General features: G+C 61.2%; 18 protein-coding genes. 7 read left to right on the forward strand and 11 right to left on the reverse strand.

Translation table 11 applies throughout. The annotated features are described in order from the left end of the window. Positions 1–191: 191 nt before the first annotated feature. The 4 genes from LUB09_RS20600 to LUB09_RS20615 all read right to left on the reverse strand — a co-directional run bounded on the left by LUB09_RS20600 (position 192) and on the right by LUB09_RS20615 (position 3,394). On the reverse strand, positions 192–1,208 hold the full coding sequence (locus LUB09_RS20600) for an alpha/beta hydrolase (protein WP_209980496.1): 1,017 nt from the start codon (positions 1,206–1,208) through the stop codon (positions 192–194). A gap of 28 nt (positions 1,209–1,236) precedes the next feature. Beyond that, positions 1,237–1,656 (reverse strand): organic hydroperoxide resistance protein, encoded by a 420-nt coding sequence (locus LUB09_RS20605; protein WP_012722993.1) that lies wholly within the window; start codon positions 1,654–1,656, stop codon positions 1,237–1,239. A 253-nt stretch (positions 1,657–1,909) separates the two neighbouring features. Further along, complete coding sequence (locus LUB09_RS20610) at positions 1,910–2,362, reverse strand: MarR family winged helix-turn-helix transcriptional regulator (protein ID WP_209980498.1); 453 nt, start codon at positions 2,360–2,362, stop codon at positions 1,910–1,912. Between the two features lie 81 nt (positions 2,363–2,443). Beyond that, positions 2,444–3,394 (reverse strand): LysR family transcriptional regulator, encoded by a 951-nt coding sequence (locus LUB09_RS20615; protein ID WP_209990242.1) that lies wholly within the window; start codon positions 3,392–3,394, stop codon positions 2,444–2,446. 108 nt (positions 3,395–3,502) lie between these two features. On the opposite strand from LUB09_RS20615, the gene LUB09_RS20620 reads away from it, so the two are divergent. Continuing rightward, positions 3,503–4,252, forward strand: coding sequence for a sulfite exporter TauE/SafE family protein (locus tag LUB09_RS20620; protein WP_231423558.1), 750 nt, complete (start codon positions 3,503–3,505; stop codon positions 4,250–4,252). Here the strand turns inward: LUB09_RS20620 and LUB09_RS20625 are convergent. After that, a complete protein-coding gene (locus tag LUB09_RS20625) occupies positions 4,242–5,123 on the reverse strand; it encodes a LysR family transcriptional regulator (RefSeq protein ID WP_231423560.1) in 882 nt (293 codons plus the stop codon). The two genes, LUB09_RS20620 and LUB09_RS20625, sit on opposite strands and share 11 nt — an antisense overlap. Before the next feature lie 70 nt (positions 5,124–5,193). Between LUB09_RS20625 and LUB09_RS20630 the strand changes: the two genes are divergently transcribed. Beyond that, complete coding sequence (locus tag LUB09_RS20630) at positions 5,194–5,400, forward strand: DUF1127 domain-containing protein (protein WP_057008389.1); 207 nt, start codon at positions 5,194–5,196, stop codon at positions 5,398–5,400. A 246-nt stretch (positions 5,401–5,646) separates the two neighbouring features. Here LUB09_RS20630 and LUB09_RS20635 read toward each other — a convergent pair whose 3' ends face one another. Beyond that, positions 5,647–6,993 (reverse strand): class II 3-deoxy-7-phosphoheptulonate synthase, encoded by a 1,347-nt coding sequence (locus tag LUB09_RS20635; protein ID WP_231423561.1) that lies wholly within the window; start codon positions 6,991–6,993, stop codon positions 5,647–5,649. 124 nt (positions 6,994–7,117) lie between these two features. Here LUB09_RS20635 and LUB09_RS20640 point away from each other — a divergent pair, with 124 nt between their 5' ends. Next, complete coding sequence (locus tag LUB09_RS20640) at positions 7,118–7,873, forward strand: spermidine synthase (RefSeq protein ID WP_209980505.1); 756 nt, start codon at positions 7,118–7,120, stop codon at positions 7,871–7,873. A gap of 265 nt (positions 7,874–8,138) precedes the next feature. Here the strand turns inward: LUB09_RS20640 and LUB09_RS20645 are convergent, their stop codons facing one another. Beyond that, positions 8,139–8,930, reverse strand: coding sequence for a crotonase/enoyl-CoA hydratase family protein (locus LUB09_RS20645; RefSeq protein ID WP_231423562.1), 792 nt, complete (start codon positions 8,928–8,930; stop codon positions 8,139–8,141). A 424-nt stretch (positions 8,931–9,354) separates the two neighbouring features. On the opposite strand from LUB09_RS20645, the gene LUB09_RS20650 reads away from it, so the two are divergent. Further along, the gene (locus tag LUB09_RS20650) at positions 9,355–11,028 is read left to right on the forward strand and encodes a DEAD/DEAH box helicase (RefSeq protein WP_209980508.1); all 1,674 of its coding nucleotides are present in this window, start codon (positions 9,355–9,357) and stop codon (positions 11,026–11,028) included. 165 nt (positions 11,029–11,193) lie between these two features. Here the strand turns inward: LUB09_RS20650 and LUB09_RS20655 are convergent, their stop codons facing one another. Continuing rightward, the gene (locus tag LUB09_RS20655) at positions 11,194–11,961 is read right to left on the reverse strand and encodes a DODA-type extradiol aromatic ring-opening family dioxygenase (protein ID WP_231423563.1); all 768 of its coding nucleotides are present in this window, start codon (positions 11,959–11,961) and stop codon (positions 11,194–11,196) included. 103 nt (positions 11,962–12,064) lie between these two features. Between LUB09_RS20655 and LUB09_RS20660 the strand changes: the two genes are divergently transcribed. Then, positions 12,065–12,721 carry a thiopurine S-methyltransferase gene (locus LUB09_RS20660; protein WP_231423564.1) on the forward strand — a complete coding sequence of 219 codons (657 nt, stop codon included), beginning with the start codon at positions 12,065–12,067 and terminating at the stop codon, positions 12,719–12,721. A gap of 173 nt (positions 12,722–12,894) precedes the next feature. Here the strand turns inward: LUB09_RS20660 and htpX are convergent, their stop codons facing one another. After that, on the reverse strand, positions 12,895–13,782 hold the full coding sequence (gene htpX / locus LUB09_RS20665) for a protease HtpX (protein WP_043050458.1): 888 nt from the start codon (positions 13,780–13,782) through the stop codon (positions 12,895–12,897). A gap of 304 nt (positions 13,783–14,086) precedes the next feature. After that, positions 14,087–15,298, reverse strand: coding sequence for a pyridoxal phosphate-dependent aminotransferase (locus tag LUB09_RS20670; protein WP_209980516.1), 1,212 nt, complete (start codon positions 15,296–15,298; stop codon positions 14,087–14,089). Positions 15,299–15,500: 202 nt separating this feature from the next. Here LUB09_RS20670 and msrB point away from each other — a divergent pair, with 202 nt between their 5' ends. Further along, on the forward strand, positions 15,501–15,893 hold the full coding sequence (gene msrB, locus LUB09_RS20675; RefSeq protein WP_231423565.1) for a peptide-methionine (R)-S-oxide reductase MsrB: 393 nt from the start codon (positions 15,501–15,503) through the stop codon (positions 15,891–15,893). A 129-nt stretch (positions 15,894–16,022) separates the two neighbouring features. Next, complete coding sequence (locus LUB09_RS20680) at positions 16,023–16,508, forward strand: glutathione peroxidase (protein ID WP_231423566.1); 486 nt, start codon at positions 16,023–16,025, stop codon at positions 16,506–16,508. A gap of 30 nt (positions 16,509–16,538) precedes the next feature. Here the strand turns inward: LUB09_RS20680 and LUB09_RS20685 are convergent, their stop codons facing one another. Beyond that, complete coding sequence (locus tag LUB09_RS20685) at positions 16,539–18,848, reverse strand: hybrid sensor histidine kinase/response regulator (RefSeq protein WP_231423591.1); 2,310 nt, start codon at positions 18,846–18,848, stop codon at positions 16,539–16,541. Positions 18,849–18,931 lie beyond the last annotated feature (83 nt).

The raw sequence follows: 18,931 nt of genomic DNA on the forward strand, positions 1-18,931 counted from the left end.
GACTTGGTCTACGACCGACAATTTAAAAGCTAGCGTGTAATCGCGTTGGCTGCGCCTTTTTCCCGTATCCATTGAGTCCTCCTGAAGAAAGGTCAGAAGGTGTAAACCTTATTCAGGACGGGACACGATACGAAAAAAAGCCCGACCTTGAGTCGGGCTTTTTCATGGGCGTCATGTTTACTTCGCCGGGCTTACTTGAGGTGTTGCTTGAGTTCGTCCGACGCTTGCAGCAAGGCCGAACGTACCGCCGGCACCTGGCTGACCACGTTAAGCAGGCCGTAGTCGTGGATCATGCCGTTGTAGCGCACGGCGGTGACCGGTACACCGGCCTGGTCCAACTTGCGCGCATAGGCTTCGCCTTCATCACGCAGCACGTCCGCACCGGCGGTCTGGATCAGCGCGGGTGGCAGCCCTTTGAGCTGATCAGTCGTGGCCCGCAGTGGCGAGGCATAGACCTCGGCGCGCTGGTTGGCGTCGGTGGTGTAGTTGTCCCAGAACCACTTCATCATGTTGCGGGTGAGGAAATGCCCTTCGGCATACTGGTTGTAGGAACCGGTGTCAAAGTTGGCGTCGGTCACTGGCCACAACAACAGCTGGAACTTGATCGCCGGCGTGCCCTTGTCCTTGGCCATCAGGCTGACCACCGCCGCCATGTTGCCGCCGACACTGTTGCCCGCAACCGCCAGGCGCTTGCCGTCGACGTTGATCTCTTTGCCGTGTTCGGCGACCCACTTCGTTGCGCCGTAGGCCTGGTTGATCGCCACCGGGTAATGCGCTTCCGGCGAAGGCGTGTAATTGACAAACACTGCGACAGCCCCCGAACCCACCACCAAATCCCGCACCAGGCGTTCATGGGTCGGGTAATCCCCCAGCACCCAGCCGCCGCCGTGGAAAAACATGAACACCGGCAATGTACCCTTGACCCCGGCTGGCCGCACGATGGTCAGGTCCAGCGGCTGGCCATCGACCTGGATGGTCTTCTGGCTCACATCCGCCTTGGGCAGGGTCAGCTTCACACCGGCCTGGGCGCCGGTCAGTACAGCGCGGGCGTCCTTCGGCGTCAGTTGTTCCATCGGTTTACCGGTGCCTGCGTTCAACACATCCAGAAAGGCCTGGGTGTTGTGTTCGACCTCACCGGTCGCCGCAAAGGCGTTGGTGATGGACAGGGCGAGCAGGGTGCCGGTGAGCGCTTTACCAATTGTGTTCATTTCTTTCTCCAGGGGCGGCCGAGGTCATTTAGACGGTTACGTGCAGGCGCACATCGACGTTGCCACGGGTGGCGTTGGAGTACGGGCAGACTTGGTGAGCCGCGTCGACCAGGCTTTGCGCATCGTCCTGGGCCAGGCCCGGCAGGCTGATGTGCAGGTCGATGTCCAGGCCGAAACCGCCAGTGATCTGGCCGATGCCGACGTGGGCAGTGATCGAAGCGTCATCCGGGATTTTGCGTTTGGTCTGGCTGGCGACGAATTTCAGTGCACCGATAAAGCAGGCCGAATAGCCGGCAGCGAACAATTGTTCAGGGTTGGTGGCCTGGCCACCGGCGCCGCCCAATTCCTTGGGCGTGGAGAGTTTTACGTCGAGGATGTTGTCGCTGGAAACAGCACGACCATCACGGCCGCCGGTGGCGGTGGCTACTGCGGTATAGAGAGTTTGCATGGTGTCGTCCTCTGCGTGTTATGCGCTAAATGTTTGCGCGCTAATTAGTTGGTGAGTTGAATGTATAGCGCCAATGTTTAGTGCGCAAGATAAATTTACAAAAATGTTTTAGGTTTTGAATAATGACGCGCCGCAGAACCCAATGTGGGAGCGGGCTTGCTCGCGAAAACGGTGTATCAGTGAATAAATTCAGTGACTGACACTGCGCCTTCGCCAGCAAGCCCGCTCCCACATTTTTGGTGCTTTGGTGCCTTTAGATTGCGTTCTGCAGATGACTGCGCAGAGCAACCAAGTCAGCCTGCAACTGGCGCAATTGCTCAAGCTCAAGGCCGCTGGCGCCGAGGATGCACTGCGGAATGCCCATGGCTTTTTCCTGCAAGGCGCGGCCGGCGGCAGTCAATTCCACCACCACCACGCGCTCGTCTTCACGGCTGCGCGTGCGGCTAAGCAGGCCTTCGGCTTCCAGGCGCTTGAGCAGCGGGGTGAGGGAGCCCGGGTCGGTCAACAGGCGGCTGCTGATTTCGCCGACGGTCAAACCATCCTCTTCCCACAGCACCATCATCGCCAGGTACTGCGGGTACGTCAGGCCGAGGGCTTGCAGCAGAGGCTTGTAGACCTTGGTCATCAGCAGCGAGGTGGAGTGCAGGGCGAAACACAGCTGGTTATCCAGCAGCAGGGATTCGCAAGGGTCAGGATTTTTGCTCATGGCGGTGCCTCGAAAAAAGCGTATCTGGCCTGGAATCTAGCGGGCAAACCTTTAATGCGCCAGATAATTCTGTCCAGTCGGTCAGACCAAGCCACTTTGCAGGGCCAGATCCCAGGGAGGGACCGGGCTGAATCGGGATTTCAGGTATTCCAGCAACAATCGACTGCGCGCATTGGGCTGTTGCTCCAGACGCAGCGCGTAAATCCCGGTGGTTTCCGGGCTAGGCAGGCCGCCTTCGCAGAACAGCGGCAAGAGCTCGCCGCGCACCAGGTACTCACTGGCCAGCCAGGTCGGCAGGTGGGCGATCCCCAGCCCGGCGAGCGCGCCGGACAACAGTGCTTCGGCATTGTTGGCGCTCATGCGGATGCGCTGCGGGCGACAGGTGGCGCGGCGCCCGTCCAGTTCGAAGCGCCAAGCGAACATCGGTGCCAGGCCGTCCCAGTCCAGGCCGTCATGCTCGCTCAGCTCGCGAGGGTGGGTGGGCGTGCCGCGGCTTTTCAGGTACGCCGGGCTGGCGCAAGCGATACGCACGATGCTCGCCAGGGGCGTAGCGATCAGCCGGGTATCGACGATATGCCCGGCACGCAGCACCAGGTCGACCTTGCCCAGGTGCGCGCCCTGCATATCAACAAAACTGTCGATCAAATGCAGGTGCACGTCCAGCCCAGGGTACACGTTCAAAAAGTCGGCGATTACTGGCGCCAAGTGGCGTCGGCCGAAGGCTGCCGGCGCGTCTACGCGAATCAGGCCTTCCGGCGCATGGCTCAGGGACACCGCCTCGGCCCGTGCCAATTGCAACTCGGTGACAATCCTGCGCGCTCGTTCGGCAAAAGCCAGGCCCGCGGGGGTGGGCACCACCGCATGGGTGCTGCGCTGAAACAAGCGGCTGCCCACCGAGCTTTCCAGGCTGTCGATGCGCCGAGCCACTGCCGAAGGCGTCAGCGGATGGCGCCGTGCGGCGGCAGAAAAGCTGCCGGTTTCCAGTACGTCGAGAAACAGGCCCAGTTGATCGGTCAGGGTGTTCGGGTTCATGGGCGAAGGCTTATGCTAGATTGGCATAGCCATTGTGCGTTGCTGTGCGTTTCCACGCCATAGCCGACTGCGTAGCATGCAAGGCTTGAGATTGTGGAGTAACGAGCGGTGTTGGATTTAGCGATATACCTGGTATTGGGCGCAGCCCTCGGCACGGTGGGCGGCTTGTTCGGGATCGGCGGCGGGCTGATTGCCATCCCGGTGCTCGGCGTGTTGTTCGGCCTGGACCAGCAACTCGCCCAGGGCACGGCGCTGGTGATGGTGGTGCCGAATGTAATGCTGGCCCTGTGGCGCTACCACCAACGTAATCGCATTGAATTGCGGCATGCCTTGCCGCTGGGCGTGATGGGTTTCAGTTTTGCCTGGCTCGGTTCGATCTGGGCGGTGGGGCTGGACGCAGGCGTGATGCGCATCGGTTTTATTGTGTTTCTGGTGGTGCTGGCGGCCTACAACGGGGTGCGCATGTTCACACGTAACGCGCCGCCGACGGCGCAGATGCGTTATTCCTGGCCCTGGTTGGGCGTACTGGGCGCCGCGTCCGGCGCCATGGGCGGGCTGTTTGGCGTCGGTGGCGCGGTGGTTGCCACGCCGGTATTGACCAGTGTGTTCGGTACCACCCAGGTGGTCGCGCAAGGCTTGTCACTGGCTCTGGCATTGCCCAGCACCGGCGTAACCCTGGTGACCTACGCCTGGCACCACGAAGTGGATTGGGCAATCGGCGTGCCCCTGGCAGTCGGCGGCCTGCTGAGTATCAGCTGGGGTGTGAAGGTCGCCCATGCGCTGCCGGAGCGCGTGCTGCGCGGGCTGTTCTGCGGATTTCTGGTGGTGTGTGCGGTGATGCTGACCTTTAAAGTCTGAAGCCTTCGAGGATGTATTGCGCCAGGCACTCGGTGATGGGCGAGGCCATCGCCGGGTTGCGCAGCAGCCGCAGGTTCATCGACGGCAGCGGCGGAAAGCCGTCTTCGCTGCCGAGTATGCGCAGGTCTTCGGTCACCAGGCTTTCCAGGCTGACCATCACCGCCAGGCCGGCGCTGACCACGGCCTGGATCGCCGCCACATTGGAGCTGTGATACGCCAGCCGGTAATCGAGCCCGACGCTGTCCAGCGCGGCCTGGCTCCACTGGGTGCCGAAGCACTCAACGCCGGACACCGCCAGGGGCAGGGTATCGTGTTCGTCCACGCAAAAGCACGCGGCGGCGGCCCACACCATTCGTTCGGTGCGCAGCAGTTCACCGACATCGTCGCCGGGCTGGCGGCTGATCACCGTCAAGGCCAGGTCGCGGCGCTGCATCAGCACGTTCGAGGCCTCGCAGTGCATCTCGATCTGGATCAGCGGATAAGCCTTGGAAAACCGCGTGAGAATCCCTGGCAGGTAGCGCATCACGTAGTCATCCGGCGTGCCGATGCGTACCAGCCCCACCATATGCGGCTCGCGCAGGGTATTGAACACCTCGCTGTGCAGTTTCAGGATGCGCCGCGCATAGCCCAGCAGCACCTGGCCCTCGGGCGTCAGGCGTACCTGTCGACCGTCACGTTCGAACAGCTTGCGTTGCAGCACATCCTCTTCAAGGCGTTTCATCTGCATGCTCACCGCCGACTGGGTGCGATTCACCCGTTCGGCGGCGCGGGTAAAGCCGCCCTGGTCGGCGATGGCGACGAAGGTGCGCAGCACGTCAGTGTCGATGCTCGGGTAGCCGGACAATTGATCAATCTCCGAGATGTATTGCATAAGAAACATTCGTTGGATTGATCATAGAGCCAGGCACACACTTTCGTCATCCCCACAGGAGGGCGAGAAGATGAAAGGTCAAAAAGGTTTTGTGCTGATCGCGAAGCGGCCTTTGGCCGGGCTGTTTCAGGGCATTGTGCGTTGGCACACGGTGTACCGGGAGCGCCGGTTACTGGCGACCCTGAACGACGACGCGCTCAAGGACATTGGGCTCAGCCGCGCCGACGTGGAGCAGGAAAGCCAACGGCATTTTTGGGACGACCCTTTGCGAAAGTAACTTGGGTTGTGGTTGGAGGGCTTGCTTGTGCTTGACTGTGGCGAGCCCTAATGCCGTTCAGTTAAGCGCAGATTCCCTGTGGCGAGCAGGCTTGTCCTGCGTTGGGCTGCGCAGCAGCCCCAAAACCAGGCGCTGAGCCGTATCAGGTACACCGCGTTTTGCTCGATTGGGAGCGCTTCGCACCCCAACGCGGGGCAAGCCCGCTCGCCACAGGCAGTCCGTCAGCAGGCATTTCCAGCTACGGCCTTAGCGCTTGACCTGCTTCAGTGTTTCGGCAATCAGGAACGCCAGTTCAAGCGACTGATCGGCATTCATCCGAGGGTCGCAGTGGGTGTGGTAGCGGTCCGACAAACCGTCTTCGGTAATCGGCCGTGCGCCGCCGATGCACTCGGTGACGTTCTGCCCGGTCATCTCGATATGAATCCCGCCGGCATAGCTGCCCTCGGCCTGGTGCACCTGGAAGAATTCCTTCACTTCGCCGAGGATCTGCGCAAAGTCGCGGGTCTTGTAGCCGCTGCTGGCCTTGATGGTGTTGCCATGCATCGGGTCCGAACTCCACAGCACCTGCTTGCCTTCACGCTGCACGGCGCGGATCAGGTGGGGCAGGTGGTCGCCGACCTTGCCTGCGCCCATGCGCGCGATCAGGTTGAGGCGGCCGGGATCGTTGTCCGGGTTGAGAATGTCGATCAGGCGGATCAGGTCGTCAGGGTTCATGCTCGGGCCGACCTTGACGCCAATCGGATTGTTCACCCCGCGCAGGAACTCGACGTGGGCGCCGTCGAGCTGACGGGTGCGGTCGCCGATCCACAACATGTGGGCCGAGCAGTCGTAGTAATCGTTGGTCAGGCTGTCGCGGCGCACGAAGGCTTGTTCGTAGTTGAGCAGCAGCGCTTCGTGGGCAGTGAAGAAGCTGGTTTCGCGCAACTGCGGCGAGCTGTCCATGCCACAGGCGCGCATGAACGCCAGGGTTTCGTCGATGCGGTCGGCCAACTGGCTGTATTTTTCAGCCAGGGCGGAGTTGGCGATGAAGTCCAAATTCCACTTGTGCACCTGGTGCAGGTCGGCGAAACCGCCCTGGGCAAATGCGCGCAGCAGGTTGAGGGTGGCGGTGGACTGGTGATAGGACTGCAGCAGACGGTCCGGGTCGGGCACGCGGCTTTTTTCATCGAAGCCGATGCCGTTGACGATATCGCCGCGGTAGGCGGGCAGGGTGATGCCGCCGATGGTTTCATCGTTGGACGAGCGCGGCTTGGCGAACTGGCCGGCCATGCGCCCGACTTTCACCACCGGGCAGCCGGCGGCGAAGGTCATCACGATCGCCATCTGCAAGAGCACCTTGAAGGTGTCGCGGATTTTGGCAGCGGAGAACTCGGCAAAGCTCTCGGCGCAGTCGCCGCCTTGCAGCAGGAACGCGCGGCCCTCGGTGACTTCGGCAAACTGACGGCGCAACTCGCGGGCTTCCCCGGCAAACACCAGTGGGGGGTAGCTGGCGAGGTTCTGCTCCACTTGCAGCAAGTGCGCAGCGTCCGGGTACCGGGGTTGTTGCTGGATCGGCAGGGCGCGCCAGCTGTCGGGGCTCCAGGGTTGGCTCATCATGAACTCGATTGGCTGATTGACGGTCGGGCGCCAATGTTATCAGCAATTAGTGCGTGACCTGTTGCCGCCGGTTGGCCGACAATCGCGCCTTTGCCGTGCGGTAAACCCTTTAGGAGTAGTGATGACCGAGGAGCGTGTCGAGCGCCTGCTGGCCGAGGTGCATGATGACTTCGGCATGATCCGTGTGCTGGAAGTGGCCGATTACCGCTTTCTCGAGTTTGGCGACGCCATCGAGCAAAGCTGCGTGTTCACCGCCGACCCGAGCTGGCTGGAGTACGACTACACCCGCGCCATGCTGGTTGGCGCGTTGTGCCATGAGCAGCCGGACAGCGCGCTGTTTCTCGGCCTGGGCGCCGGCACCCTGACCCAGGCATGCCTCAAGTTCCTGCCGCTGGAAGACGTCGAAGCCATCGAGCTGCGCCCCGATGTGCCGCGCCTCGCCATCGAGTACCTGGGGCTGGACGATGATCCACGCCTGTACATCCGCATCGGCGATGCCTTGCAGTTGCTGGAAAGCGCTGAGCCGGCTGACTTGATTTTCGTCGACCTCTACACCGATGTCGGCCCCGGCGTCGGGCACCTGGCGTGGACGTTTCTGGAAAACTGCCAGAAAAAGCTCAACCCGGGCGGTTGGCTGGTGATCAACCAATGGGCCACCGACGATGGCAAACCGTTGGGGGCAGCGCTGTTGCGCGGGCTGTATCACCGACATTACTGGGAGCTGCCGGTGAAGGAGGGCAATGTGATCTTGCTGGTGCCTTCGGAGCTGGATCAGGAACTGGAGCTGGAGGCGCTCTCGGCGCGTGCCGAGGCCCTGGCGCCGCGATTGGGGTATTCGTTGCAGCCGTTGATCAAGGCAATTCGGCCGGCGACTTAGGTGACTATCAGAGCCTCATCGGGGCTTGCCCTAATGCCGTTCAGTTAAGCGCAGATTCCCTGTGGCGAGCAGGCTTGTCCTGCGTTGGGCTGCGCAGCAGCCCCAAAACCAGGCGCTGAGCCGTATCAGGTACACCGCATTTTGCTCGATTGGGGGCGCTTCGCACCCCAACGCGGGGCAAGCCCGCTCGCCACAATACGCCCACACATTTTCCTTAACTGAACGGCATTAGGGCTTGCCCCCGATGAGGCCCTCAGTGCCGCCATCAAATCCCCTTGAACACCCCCGGCCGCTTCTCGATCATCGCCCGCACGCCTTCCCTGGCATCCTCACTGTTAAGCAATTGATCCACCACCGCAGGCAAGGCGGCGGCCGCCACGGTTTCGCCTTCCATGCGGGCCAGACGCGCCGAGGTCAATGTGGCCTGAACCCCAAGCGGCGCCTGACGGGCGATGCGGCTGGCCAGTTCGATGGCGCGCGGCAGCAGGTCTTCGCTGGCCATCACCTCCTGCACCAGCCCCAGGCGCAGGGCTTCATGGGCGTCGAACTCGTCGCCGGTGAGCAGCCAGCGCATGGCATTGCCCCAGCCCGCGAGCTGGTGAAAACGCAGCGTCGCGCCACCGAACGGAAAGATTCCGCGCTGCACTTCCATTTGCGCAAAGCGGGTATTGCTGGCGCAAAGGTTGATGTCCGCCGCCAGCATCAGCTCGATGCCGAGGGTCAGGCAATAACCTTGGGCCGCGATAATCACCGGCTTGCTGACCCTTGGTCCGGCAAACACGCCCCAGGGATCGCAGCCCCCCGGCGGCGGTTGCCAGCCGCCGGCCATCACGCCGCTGACATTGGCCAGGTCCAGCCCGGCGGTAAAATGGTCGCCATGGGCGAATACCACGGCCACCCGCGCGACGTCGTTTCGATCAAATTCGCCATACGCCAGGCTCAGGTCATTGAGCAAATCGAGGTCGAAGGCGTTGCGCTTGGCCACCCGGTCCAGGCCCAACAGCAGGACATGACCCCGGAGTTCACGGCTGACGCGGCTACTGCTGGCTTGATTCATCGGGCGTGCCCTCGGGCGCGGGAGTTAAGGTTTCGGACCGAAGGTGCGATCCAATCGGTGAATCGTTTAAGCGTTATGCCCAGCAGGGCCGGGCGTTTGCAAAACAGACCCTGCTGCGGGTATCTGCAAAACCTGTGACGCAGCGCGGTACATCGGTGCGTTGCGCGAAAAAAAGCTCCCTTTTTCAGGTATTTCCGGTATAGTGCGCGCCGGCCTTTAACCGGGCCGCGTTCAGGTAGCGCAATTCCCCGAAGCCAGCTTCGGCTGCACGTCCGCACAGCGGACTCTTCCTTGACGAATCTTTTTCATTCATTCGTTTTCGCAAATCCCCGCCGACAAAGCAGCCAGGGCGACTCTTGAGTCTCAACACGGCATGCGCAGCTTTGGAGCATGGGTCTTTGCGGATGCACTTAGAGGCAGACCCATGACCCAGGAAACCGGCGGCTTCGCCGCTTTTAATCTTAACCCGAACATTCTCGCTGCCGTCATCGCGACCGGCTACGAAGAACCTTCGGCGATTCAGCAGCAATCGATCCCGATCATCATGGCCGGCCAGGACATGATTGGCCAGGCGCAAACCGGTACTGGTAAAACCGCCGCGTTCGCCCTGCCTATCCTGCACTGCATCGATCCTGCCAAGCGCGAACCGCAAGCCCTGATCCTGGCGCCAACCCGTGAGTTGGCGCTGCAAGTAGCAACCGCTTTCGAAACCTACGCCAAGCAAATGCCAGGCGTTACCGTTGTGGCCGTTTACGGCGGCGCGCCCATGGGCCCACAACTGAAAGCCATCCGTAACGGCGCACAGATCGTTGTCGCCACCCCGGGCCGTCTCTGCGACCACCTGCGTCGCGACGAGAAAGTCCTGTCCACCGTGAACCACCTGGTGCTGGACGAAGCTGACGAAATGTTGAAGCTGGGCTTTATGGATGACCTGGAAGTCATCTTCAAGGCACTGCCTGCGACCCGTCAGACCGTACTGTTCTCGGCCACCCTGCCGCAGTCTATCCGTGCCATTGCCGAACGCCACCTGCGCGATCCGCAACACGTGAAAATCCAGACCAAGACCCAGACCGTTACCGCGATCGAACAGGCTCACCTGTTGGTTCACGCTGACCAGAAGACCTCGGCTGTATTGAGCCTGCTGGAAGTCGAAGACTTCGACGCCCTGATCATGTTCGTGCGCACCAAGCAAGCCACCCTGGACCTGGCCAGTGCCCTGGAAGCCAAAGGCTACAAAGCCGCTGCGCTGAACGGTGACATCGCCCAGAACCAACGCGAGCGCGTGATCGATTCCCTCAAGGATGGCCGTCTGGACATCGTTGTGGCGACCGACGTTGCTGCTCGTGGCCTCGACGTTCCACGTATCACCCACGTGTTCAACGTTGACATGCCTTACGATCCCGAGTCCTACGTTCACCGTATTGGCCGTACCGGCCGTGCCGGTCGCGAAGGCCGTGCATTGCTGCTGGTGACTCCGCGTGAGCGCCGCATGCTGCAGGTGATCGAGCGTGTAACCGGTCAGAAAGTTGCCGAAGTCCGCCTGCCGGATGCTCAGGCTGTTCTCGATGCGCGCATCAAGAAACTCACCAATAGCCTGTCGCCATTGGTGGCTGACGCTGAATCGACCCACGGCGAACTGCTCGACCGCCTGACTGCCGATATCGGCTGCACCCCACGTGCCCTGGCTGCAGCTTTGCTGCGCAAGGCTACCAACGGTCAGGCCCTGACCCTGGCAGCCATCGAGAAAGAACGCCCACTGGTGCCGAACAACGCCCCGCGCGGTGATCGTCCAGAGCGTACCGGCGACCGTCCGGACCGTGGTGATCGTGAGCGTCGTGCTCCGGTTCCATTGGCTGAAGGCCGCGCTCGTTGCCGTACCGCGCTGGGCGCGCGTGACGGTATCGCTGCCAAGAACCTGCTGGGCGCTATCCTCAACGAGGGTGGCCTGGCACGTGAAGCCATCGGTCGCATCCAGGTGCGCGACAGCTTCTCTCTGGTAGAGCTGCCGGAAGACGGCCTGGAAAAACTGCTGACCAAGTTGAAAGACACGCGCGTTGCCGGTAAGCAGCTGAAGCTGCGTCGCTACCGCGAAGATTGATTTGCCGCTACGGCTGATTGATCGCCCATAAAAAATCCCCGACTGGTTCGGGGATTTTTTTTGCCTGATATTTTTTTGGATCAGTCCCCGGTCAACTGTGGGAGGGGGGCGTGCTCCCGATGGCGGTACAAGGGCCAATACCTGCAAGGCTGAGCAAACCCGGCGTCAACCGAAGCGGTAGATGTCCATTCCAAGCGCACCCAGGGTGAAGCCTTGGTGCTCGATGCTGAAAGGGCCACCCGCACCGCGAGCGAAATACAGCGGTAGCAAATGTTCATCGCTGGGATGGCTGCGCAGCGCATGCGGCGCCAGGCGGCGATAGTCGTGCAGTATTGCCTCGTCATCGGCGGCGAGGGTCTCCACCATCCAGTCACGAAACTCCCTGGCCCACGGCTCGATGCTGTCCGGTCCGGCGCGCCAGTCCAGTTCACCCAGGTTATGGGTGATGCTGCCGGAACCGATCAACAGCACACCTTGCTCGCGCAGGCTGGCCAGCGCACGCCCGACACGGGTTTGCAGGGCCGGGCCCATGCGGCTGGGCAGCGAGACTTGCACCACCGGAATATCCGCCGCCGGATACATCAACGACAGCGGCACCCAGGTGCCGTGATCGAATGGGCGACGCTCGTCGATCTGCGCCTCCAGGCCGTCTGCGTGAAGCCGCTCGACAATGGCGCTCGCCAACTGCGGATCGCCCGGCGCCGGGTATTGCACCGCGAACAATTCGCGAGGGAAGCCGCCGAAGTCGTGCCAGGTTTGCGGCGCCGCACTGCCGCTGACCAGCAGCCCGGTGCTTTCCCAGTGCGCCGACACCACCACGATCGCCTCAGGCTTGGGCAGCTCTGCCGCCAGCCGCTGCAGAGCAGGGCCGCTGGCGCCCGGTTGCAGGGCGAGCATGGGCGAACCGTGGGAGATGAACAGGCTGGGCAACATGCGTAGGGTCCTGAGGGTTAAGATGCTGCCATCTTCAGTCAGATCATTGATCTAAATCCAATATAAGTTTTAGCGCTTTTTGATCGAATTTCCCGGGGGATTTATGCAGCCTGAATTTTGGCAAGCGCGTTGGGCGCGCAATCAGATCGGCTTTCACCTGCCCGAGGTCAACCCGTACCTGCAACGCCACTGGCCGACGCTGGGCGTGGCCGAGGCTGCAAAAGTGCTGGTGCCGTTATGCGGTAAAAGCCTGGATTTGATCTGGCTGGCCGCGCAGGGGTATCGCGTGATGGGCGTGGAACTGTCGGAGCAGGCGGTTCAGGCGTTCTTCAGTGAGCAGGGCCTGACGCCACAGGTCGTTGAGAAGGGCGCCTTCAAGGTTTATCAGACGGGACTGATCGAGCTGTGGTGCGGTGATTTCTTCGTCCTGGATGCGCAGGCGCTGGGTGATTGCAGTGCGCTGTATGACCGCGCGGCGCTGATCGCCTTGCCGCCGTTGATGCGTGCGCAGTATGCCGGGCATCTCACTGCGCTGCTGGGGGCCGGCACAAAAGGCCTGCTGGTCACGCTCGACTATGACCAGGTGCAAAAGGCCGGCCCGCCCTTTGCGGTGAATGATGACGAAGTGCGCACGTTGTTGTGTGAGGGCTGGAGCGTGGATGTGCTGCAAGAGCAGGACATCCTGGGCGAGAGCTGGAAGTTCGTGCAGGACGGCGTCACGCGACTGGAGGAGCGCGCCTATCGGCTGGACCGGCGCTGAGGTCTGCGCTGTTCATGCCAACGCCTTCGCGGGTAAGTCGAATTGTCGCGCCGGCGCTCCCACAGGGGATCTGCGCTTAACTGACTGACATTAGGGCTTGCCCGCGATGGCGTTTCAAGCACCCACAAAAAAGGAGCGATCAAGTCGCCCCTTTCAGTGTCACTGCCTGACCGTCAGCCGCGACGGCGCAGTGCGTCGATTCGCTCTTCCAGCGGTGGATGGCTCATGAACAAGCGCGCCATGCCCTGTTTGATGCCGCCGTTGATACCGAAGGCCGTCAGGCTGTCCGGCATATGCACCGGCAGGCCCTGTTCGGAGCGCAGGTGCTGCAAGGCTGCAATCATCGCCCCGGTACCGGCCAGACGCGCACCGGCTTCGTCTGCACGGAATTCGCGTTTGCGCGAGAACCACATGGTGATCGCACTGGCCAGGAAACCCAGCACCAGCTCGGCGAAAATGGTCGCCACGAAGTAGGCGATGCCGCGACCCTCTTCGTTCTTGAAGATCACCTTGTCGACAAAATTGCCGATGATCCGCGCGAAGAACATCACAAAGGTGTTTACTACGCCCTGTACCAGCGCCAGGGTAACCATGTCGCCGTTGGCTACATGGCCGATCTCGTGGGCCAGTACCGCCTTCACTTCATCGTAGGAAAAGCGTTCCAGCATGCCCTGGCTGACCGCAACGAGCGCATCGTTCTTGTTCCAGCCGGTGGCGAAGGCGTTCGCTTCATAGGCCGGGAAGATCCCGACTTCGGGCATCTTGATGCCGGCCTCGCGGGACAATTGCTCGACGGTCTGCAGCAACCATTGCTCATGTCGGGTACGGGGCTGGGTGATCACCTGGGTACTGGTGCTCATTTTCGCCATCCACTTGGAGATGAACAGCGAAAACAGCGAGCCGGCAAAACCAAAGACCGCACAGAAAACCAGCAGCTGATTGAGGTTCAGGTCAACCCCGTTGGCCGCCATGAACCCGTTGAAGCCAAAAAGGCTCAGGGTGATGCTGGCAATCAGCACGACCGCCAGGTTAGTGGCCAGAAACAGCAGGATGCGCATCATGGTTGTAGAGTTCTCCTCATGCTTAATATGTCGCGTACTGCGGGGTATATAAGGTGCAGCCTGGGGTGATTCAACCGGGCGACTATTTCAAACTGTGTCCTACAGCTTTTATGTAAACCCTTGAAGGGATTTTCCTACCTGACAAACCGCTCGGCACGCGCTTTCAATCGTCTTGCGGCCTAGTGTTTACGGGGCCTGGCGGTTGCCGAGAGTTCAAGAGATGGGTCAGACCCAGGGCAGGCCAGAGAAGTGTTGCCAGATAATCGCTGTACGACCAAAAGCTGGCCGTACAGTGTCATTTTCGTTACTGGCGATAAGACTTGAGGAAGTTGCCGATACGGCCAATGGCCATTTCCAGGTCATCCACACGCGGCAGGGTCACCACACGGAAGTGATCCGGCCACGGCCAGTTGAACGCGGTGCCCTGGACTACCAGCAGCTTTTCCGACAGCAGCAGGTCGAGCACGAACTTTTCGTCGTTGAGGATCGGGCACACCTTCGGGTCGATACGCGGGAAGGCATACAGCGCACCCATGGGTTTGACGCAGCTCACGCCGGGAATGTCGTTGAGCAGCTCCCAGGTACGGTTGCGCTGTTCAAGCAGGCGGCCCTGGGGCAATACCAGATCGTTGATGCTCTGGTAGCCGCCGAGGGCGGTCTGGATCGCGTGCTGGCTCGGCACGTTGGCGCACAGGCGCATGTTGGCCAGTATGTCGATGCCTTCGATGTAGCTCTGGGCATTGTGCTTGGGCCCGGAAATCGCGATCCAGCCGGAGCGGAAACCCGCCACTCGATAGGACTTGGACAGGCCGTTGAACGTCAGGCACAACAGGTCCGGGGCCAGGGAGCCGGTGCAAATGTGCACGGCGTCGTCGTAGAGGATCTTGTCGTAGATCTCGTCGGAGAACACCACCAGGTTGTGCTGGCGTGCCAGTTCGAGCATGCCCAGCAACACTTCCCTGGAGTACACGGCACCGGTGGGGTTGTTCGGGTTGATGATCACCAGGGCTTTGGTATTGGGAGTGATCTTGGCTTTGATATCGGCCAGGTCCGGGAACCAGTCGGCGCCTTCATCGCACAGATAGTGCACCGGGTGGCCGCCGGCGAGGGTCACAGCGGCGGTCCACAGCGGATAATCCGGCGCGGGTACAAGCACTTCGTCGCCGTTGTTGAGCAGGGCCTGCATGGACATCACGATCAGCTCGGACACCCCGTTGCCCAGGTAAATGTCCTCGATGCCGACACCTTCTACCTGCTTCTGCTGGTAGTACTGCATCACCGCCTTGCGCGCGCTGAACAGGCCTTTGGAGTCACTGTAGCCCTGGGCTGTCGGCAGGTTGCGGATCACGTCCTGGAGGATTTCTTCCGGCGCTTCGAAACCAAAGGGGGCCGGGTTGCCGATGTTCAGCTTAAGGATGCGATGGCCTTCCTCTTCCAGGCGTTTGGCGTGCTTGAGCACGGGGCCGCGAATGTCGTAGCAGACGTTGGCGAGCTTGTTCGATTTGCTGACCTGCATGGCGATGTGATCCTGAAAATGAACGATCCAGACGGCGAAGACACTACCGTACTGTGAATCCTGCGCGGTCCGCACCTGTAAATACGTTTGAATGGCGGTGGCGCGGGTGCCAGACTGGCGTTTTGAAGAGGCGCAATCATACGTGCCGCCTGATCCATGGAAAAGACACAGATCAGGGTTTTTCAGTGACCGAGGTGTACCGATGGATAAGTTGCAGAAAACCGTTGATGAATGGAAAGCGATGCTTGATCCGGAGCAATACAACGTATGCCGTCTCAAGGGCACCGAGCGCCCGTTCACCGGCAAGTACAACGAGACCAAAGCCGACGGCGTCTATCACTGCATCTGCTGCAATGAAGCGTTGTTCGACTCCACCACCAAATTCGACTCCGGTTGCGGCTGGCCCAGCTTTTACGCGCCGATTGCCGACAGCGCGATGATCGAGGTTCGCGACGTCAGCCACGGCATGATCCGTACCGAAGTCACCTGTGCCAAATGCGATGCGCACCTGGGCCATGTGTTCCCGGACGGCCCGCCGCCGACCGGCCTGCGTTACTGCATCAACTCGGTGTGCCTGGACTTCGTGCCGCGCTGAAGTCCAATGCGGGAGGGGCCTTGCTCACTCCCGCATGCTGATTGCGCTCCATCAGCGCCATCGATGTAAATTGCGCACGATTGAGTTGCCCGCTATTTTTCAAACCCTTCCACTGATCGAGACTTTGTCATGGCCGACCCGCTGCTGAGCATCCCGTGCACCACCATCAAGGGTGAGCAGAAGACCCTGGCCGATTTTGCCGGCAAGGCCATCCTGGTGGTCAACACCGCCAGCAAATGCGGCTTCACCCCGCAGTACAAGGGCCTTGAACAACTCTGGCAGCAGTACAAGGACCAGGGCCTGGTGGTGCTGGGGTTTCCATGTAATCAGTTCGGCAAGCAGGAACCGGGCGATGAAGGCGCGATTTCAGAGTTCTGCGAGCTGAACTTCGGCGTCAGCTTCCCGTTGTTCAAGAAAGTCGATGTCAACGGCAGTGATGCCCACCCCTTGTTCGTTCAACTGAAAAAACAGGCGCCCGGCCTGTTGGGCTCCAAAGGCATCAAGTGGAATTTTACCAAGTTCCTGATCGGCCGCGATGGCCAGCAGGTCAAGCGGTTTGGTCCAACCACCAAGCCACAGGACCTGACCCTGGAGATTGAAGCGCTGCTCAAATGAGCGATGCGACGCGCATGTGCCTTGCGCAACTCACCGCGCTGCCGCCTCGGGAACCCACAGGTCCAGCAGCGCATTGAGTTCCTCGCGGCGGAATGGTTTGGCCAGGTAGTCATCCATCCCCGCCGCTCGGCAGCGCTCGCGTTCCTCGGACAGCGCATTGGCCGTCAACGCGACAATCGGCAGATCCGGCCAGCGGCCACTGCGGCGGATCTGGCGGCTGGCTTCGTAGCCGTCCATCACCGGCATGTTGCAGTCCATCAACACCATGTCAAAGCGCTGTTCCTCAAGAAACTTGAGCGCCTCGCCGCCATGGGCCGCCACGATCACTTCACAACCCAGCTTGGCGAGCATGCCTTTGGCCACCAATTGATTGACCGGGTTGTCCTCCACCAGCAGGATGCGCGCCCGGTGCGCCAGCGGCGCGGCTTCCCGCTGCACGGTATCGAGCGCCAACTGCGTGTCGCTGCGCAGGTTGCGTTGCAGGATCTGGTACAAGGCATTGCGGCTCAAAGGGCGCGCCTGTTGCTGCAAGGGCGCGAACGCGGCGACCTCTTCGCCGGGCATGAAATTGCCGTAGGCGGTGACCACGAGAATGGGCGCGGTAATGCCCGGGCGGATGCGGAACAGGCATTCCGGGCAGTCGGTGATCAGCAGGTCGGGCGTTTGCCCGGTCATGTCGTCATCCATCGTCAAACAGCGCGTGGTCAGCCCCCAGTGCGGCAGCAGCGAAGTGAGCAGCTCCGTCAGGCCGCTGCCGGTATGGGTGATCACCAGCACTTCACCTTTGAGCGGCGCCTGTCGGCTGGCGGGTAGATGGGTGGGCAACGGCAGTTCGGCGCAGAACTGGCTGCCAAAGCCCACCTCGGAACTGATGCTCAACCGTCCGTGCATGGCTTCACACAGGTTGTGGGTCAGCGCCAGGCCCAGCCCGGTGCCGCCAAACTGGCGGGTGATGCCGGCGCCGGCCTGGGTGAACGGCTGGAAGATCTTTACCTGCGCGTCCTGGGCGATGCCGATGCCGGTGTCGCAGACCTCGATTTTTACCTGATCGCCCTGGGCGCTGAGCCGCACATCCACGCGGCCGAAGCGCGTGAACTTCAAGGCGTTGGAGAGCAGGTTGCTGACGATCTGCCGTACCCGCGTCGGGTCACCGAGCACCTGTGCCGGAAATTGCGGATCGATCAGGCAGGTCAGCTCGACGCTCGGCGCCGCATTCTGCGACAGCAGGTTGGCGGTGTCTTCCACCATTGAACCCAGGTCGAACGGGATGCGCTCCAGTTCCAACTGGCCCGCGTCGAACTTGGAGAGGTCGAGAATATCGTTGAGCAAGTCCACCAGCACCTTGCCGGAGTCGTGGGCGATGGACAGTTGCTGGCGCTGTTCGGCGTTCAGCGGGCTGTCCAGCGACAACGCGATCATGCCGAGCAAGCCATTGAGCGGCGTACGAATTTCGTGGCTCATGTTGGCCAGGAACGCTGCCCGCGCCTGTGCCATGCCCAGGGCGTTCATCTTCGCCGCCTCCAGCTCATCGTTGGATTGGCTCAGGCGCTGGTTGCTGGCCTTGAGCTCCAGAGTACGCGCCGAAACGATATCTTCCAGCTGCCCCAGGTATTCGGTGAGGCGATCCTCGGCGTGGCGGCGCTGCTGGATTTCGGTTTGCATGTTGTCAAATTGCTGGTTGGCCACGTTGACCAGCACGCCGATCTCATCCTGCTCATGCCCTGGCGGGCAGTCCAGGCGCGCCTGCTTGCGGTCGCTCAATTCGCGGATGATGCGCACCAGTGGCTGCGTCAGCATCACGTAGAACAGGCCCAGCAGGATCCCGGTCAGCAAGAGGCTGCGCACGAACCCGTTGAGCAGAGTGATTTCGGCGCGGCGCAGGAAGCGGCTGCCGAAGGCATAAGTGTCAACGTCCAGGTACAGCACGCCGAGTGACTCGTCGGGCATGTGGCTGAGGAACAGACGGTCTTCGAATTGGCGATTGGCGCCAAACAGGAAATCGCTGATGGGACGATAGGTGCTTTCGCTGCGCGGCCGATTGACGTCCGCGAGTATCACGCCGTTGTTGTCGACCAGTTGCGCACGGATGATGGCCGGGGAGTGCAGCAGGCCCAGCGTCAGCTCCTTGGCCAGTTCAGCGTCGATGTTGTAGGCGATGCGTGACGCCGGGTTATGGCTGATTTCGATCAGCGAGCGAATTTCACGGTTGATGGATGCGTCTTCGCTGGCATAATCAATGCCAATTTGCCCAAGGCTGAGCAAGGTTCCCAGGATGAAACCTACCAGCACAGTCAGTTTGGCTTGTTTATAAGACAAGCGGTGGGCGAACCTGATATCCATCGAGTGTTGAACCACTTCACGTTTCCTTTCGCCGGCAAGCATAGCTGAACATCCACAAGCCAAGGCTTGCCCGGCACGAATCG

This window comes from Pseudomonas sp. Leaf59 (assembly GCF_920984685.1).
GTDB lineage: Bacteria > Pseudomonadota > Gammaproteobacteria > Pseudomonadales > Pseudomonadaceae > Aquipseudomonas.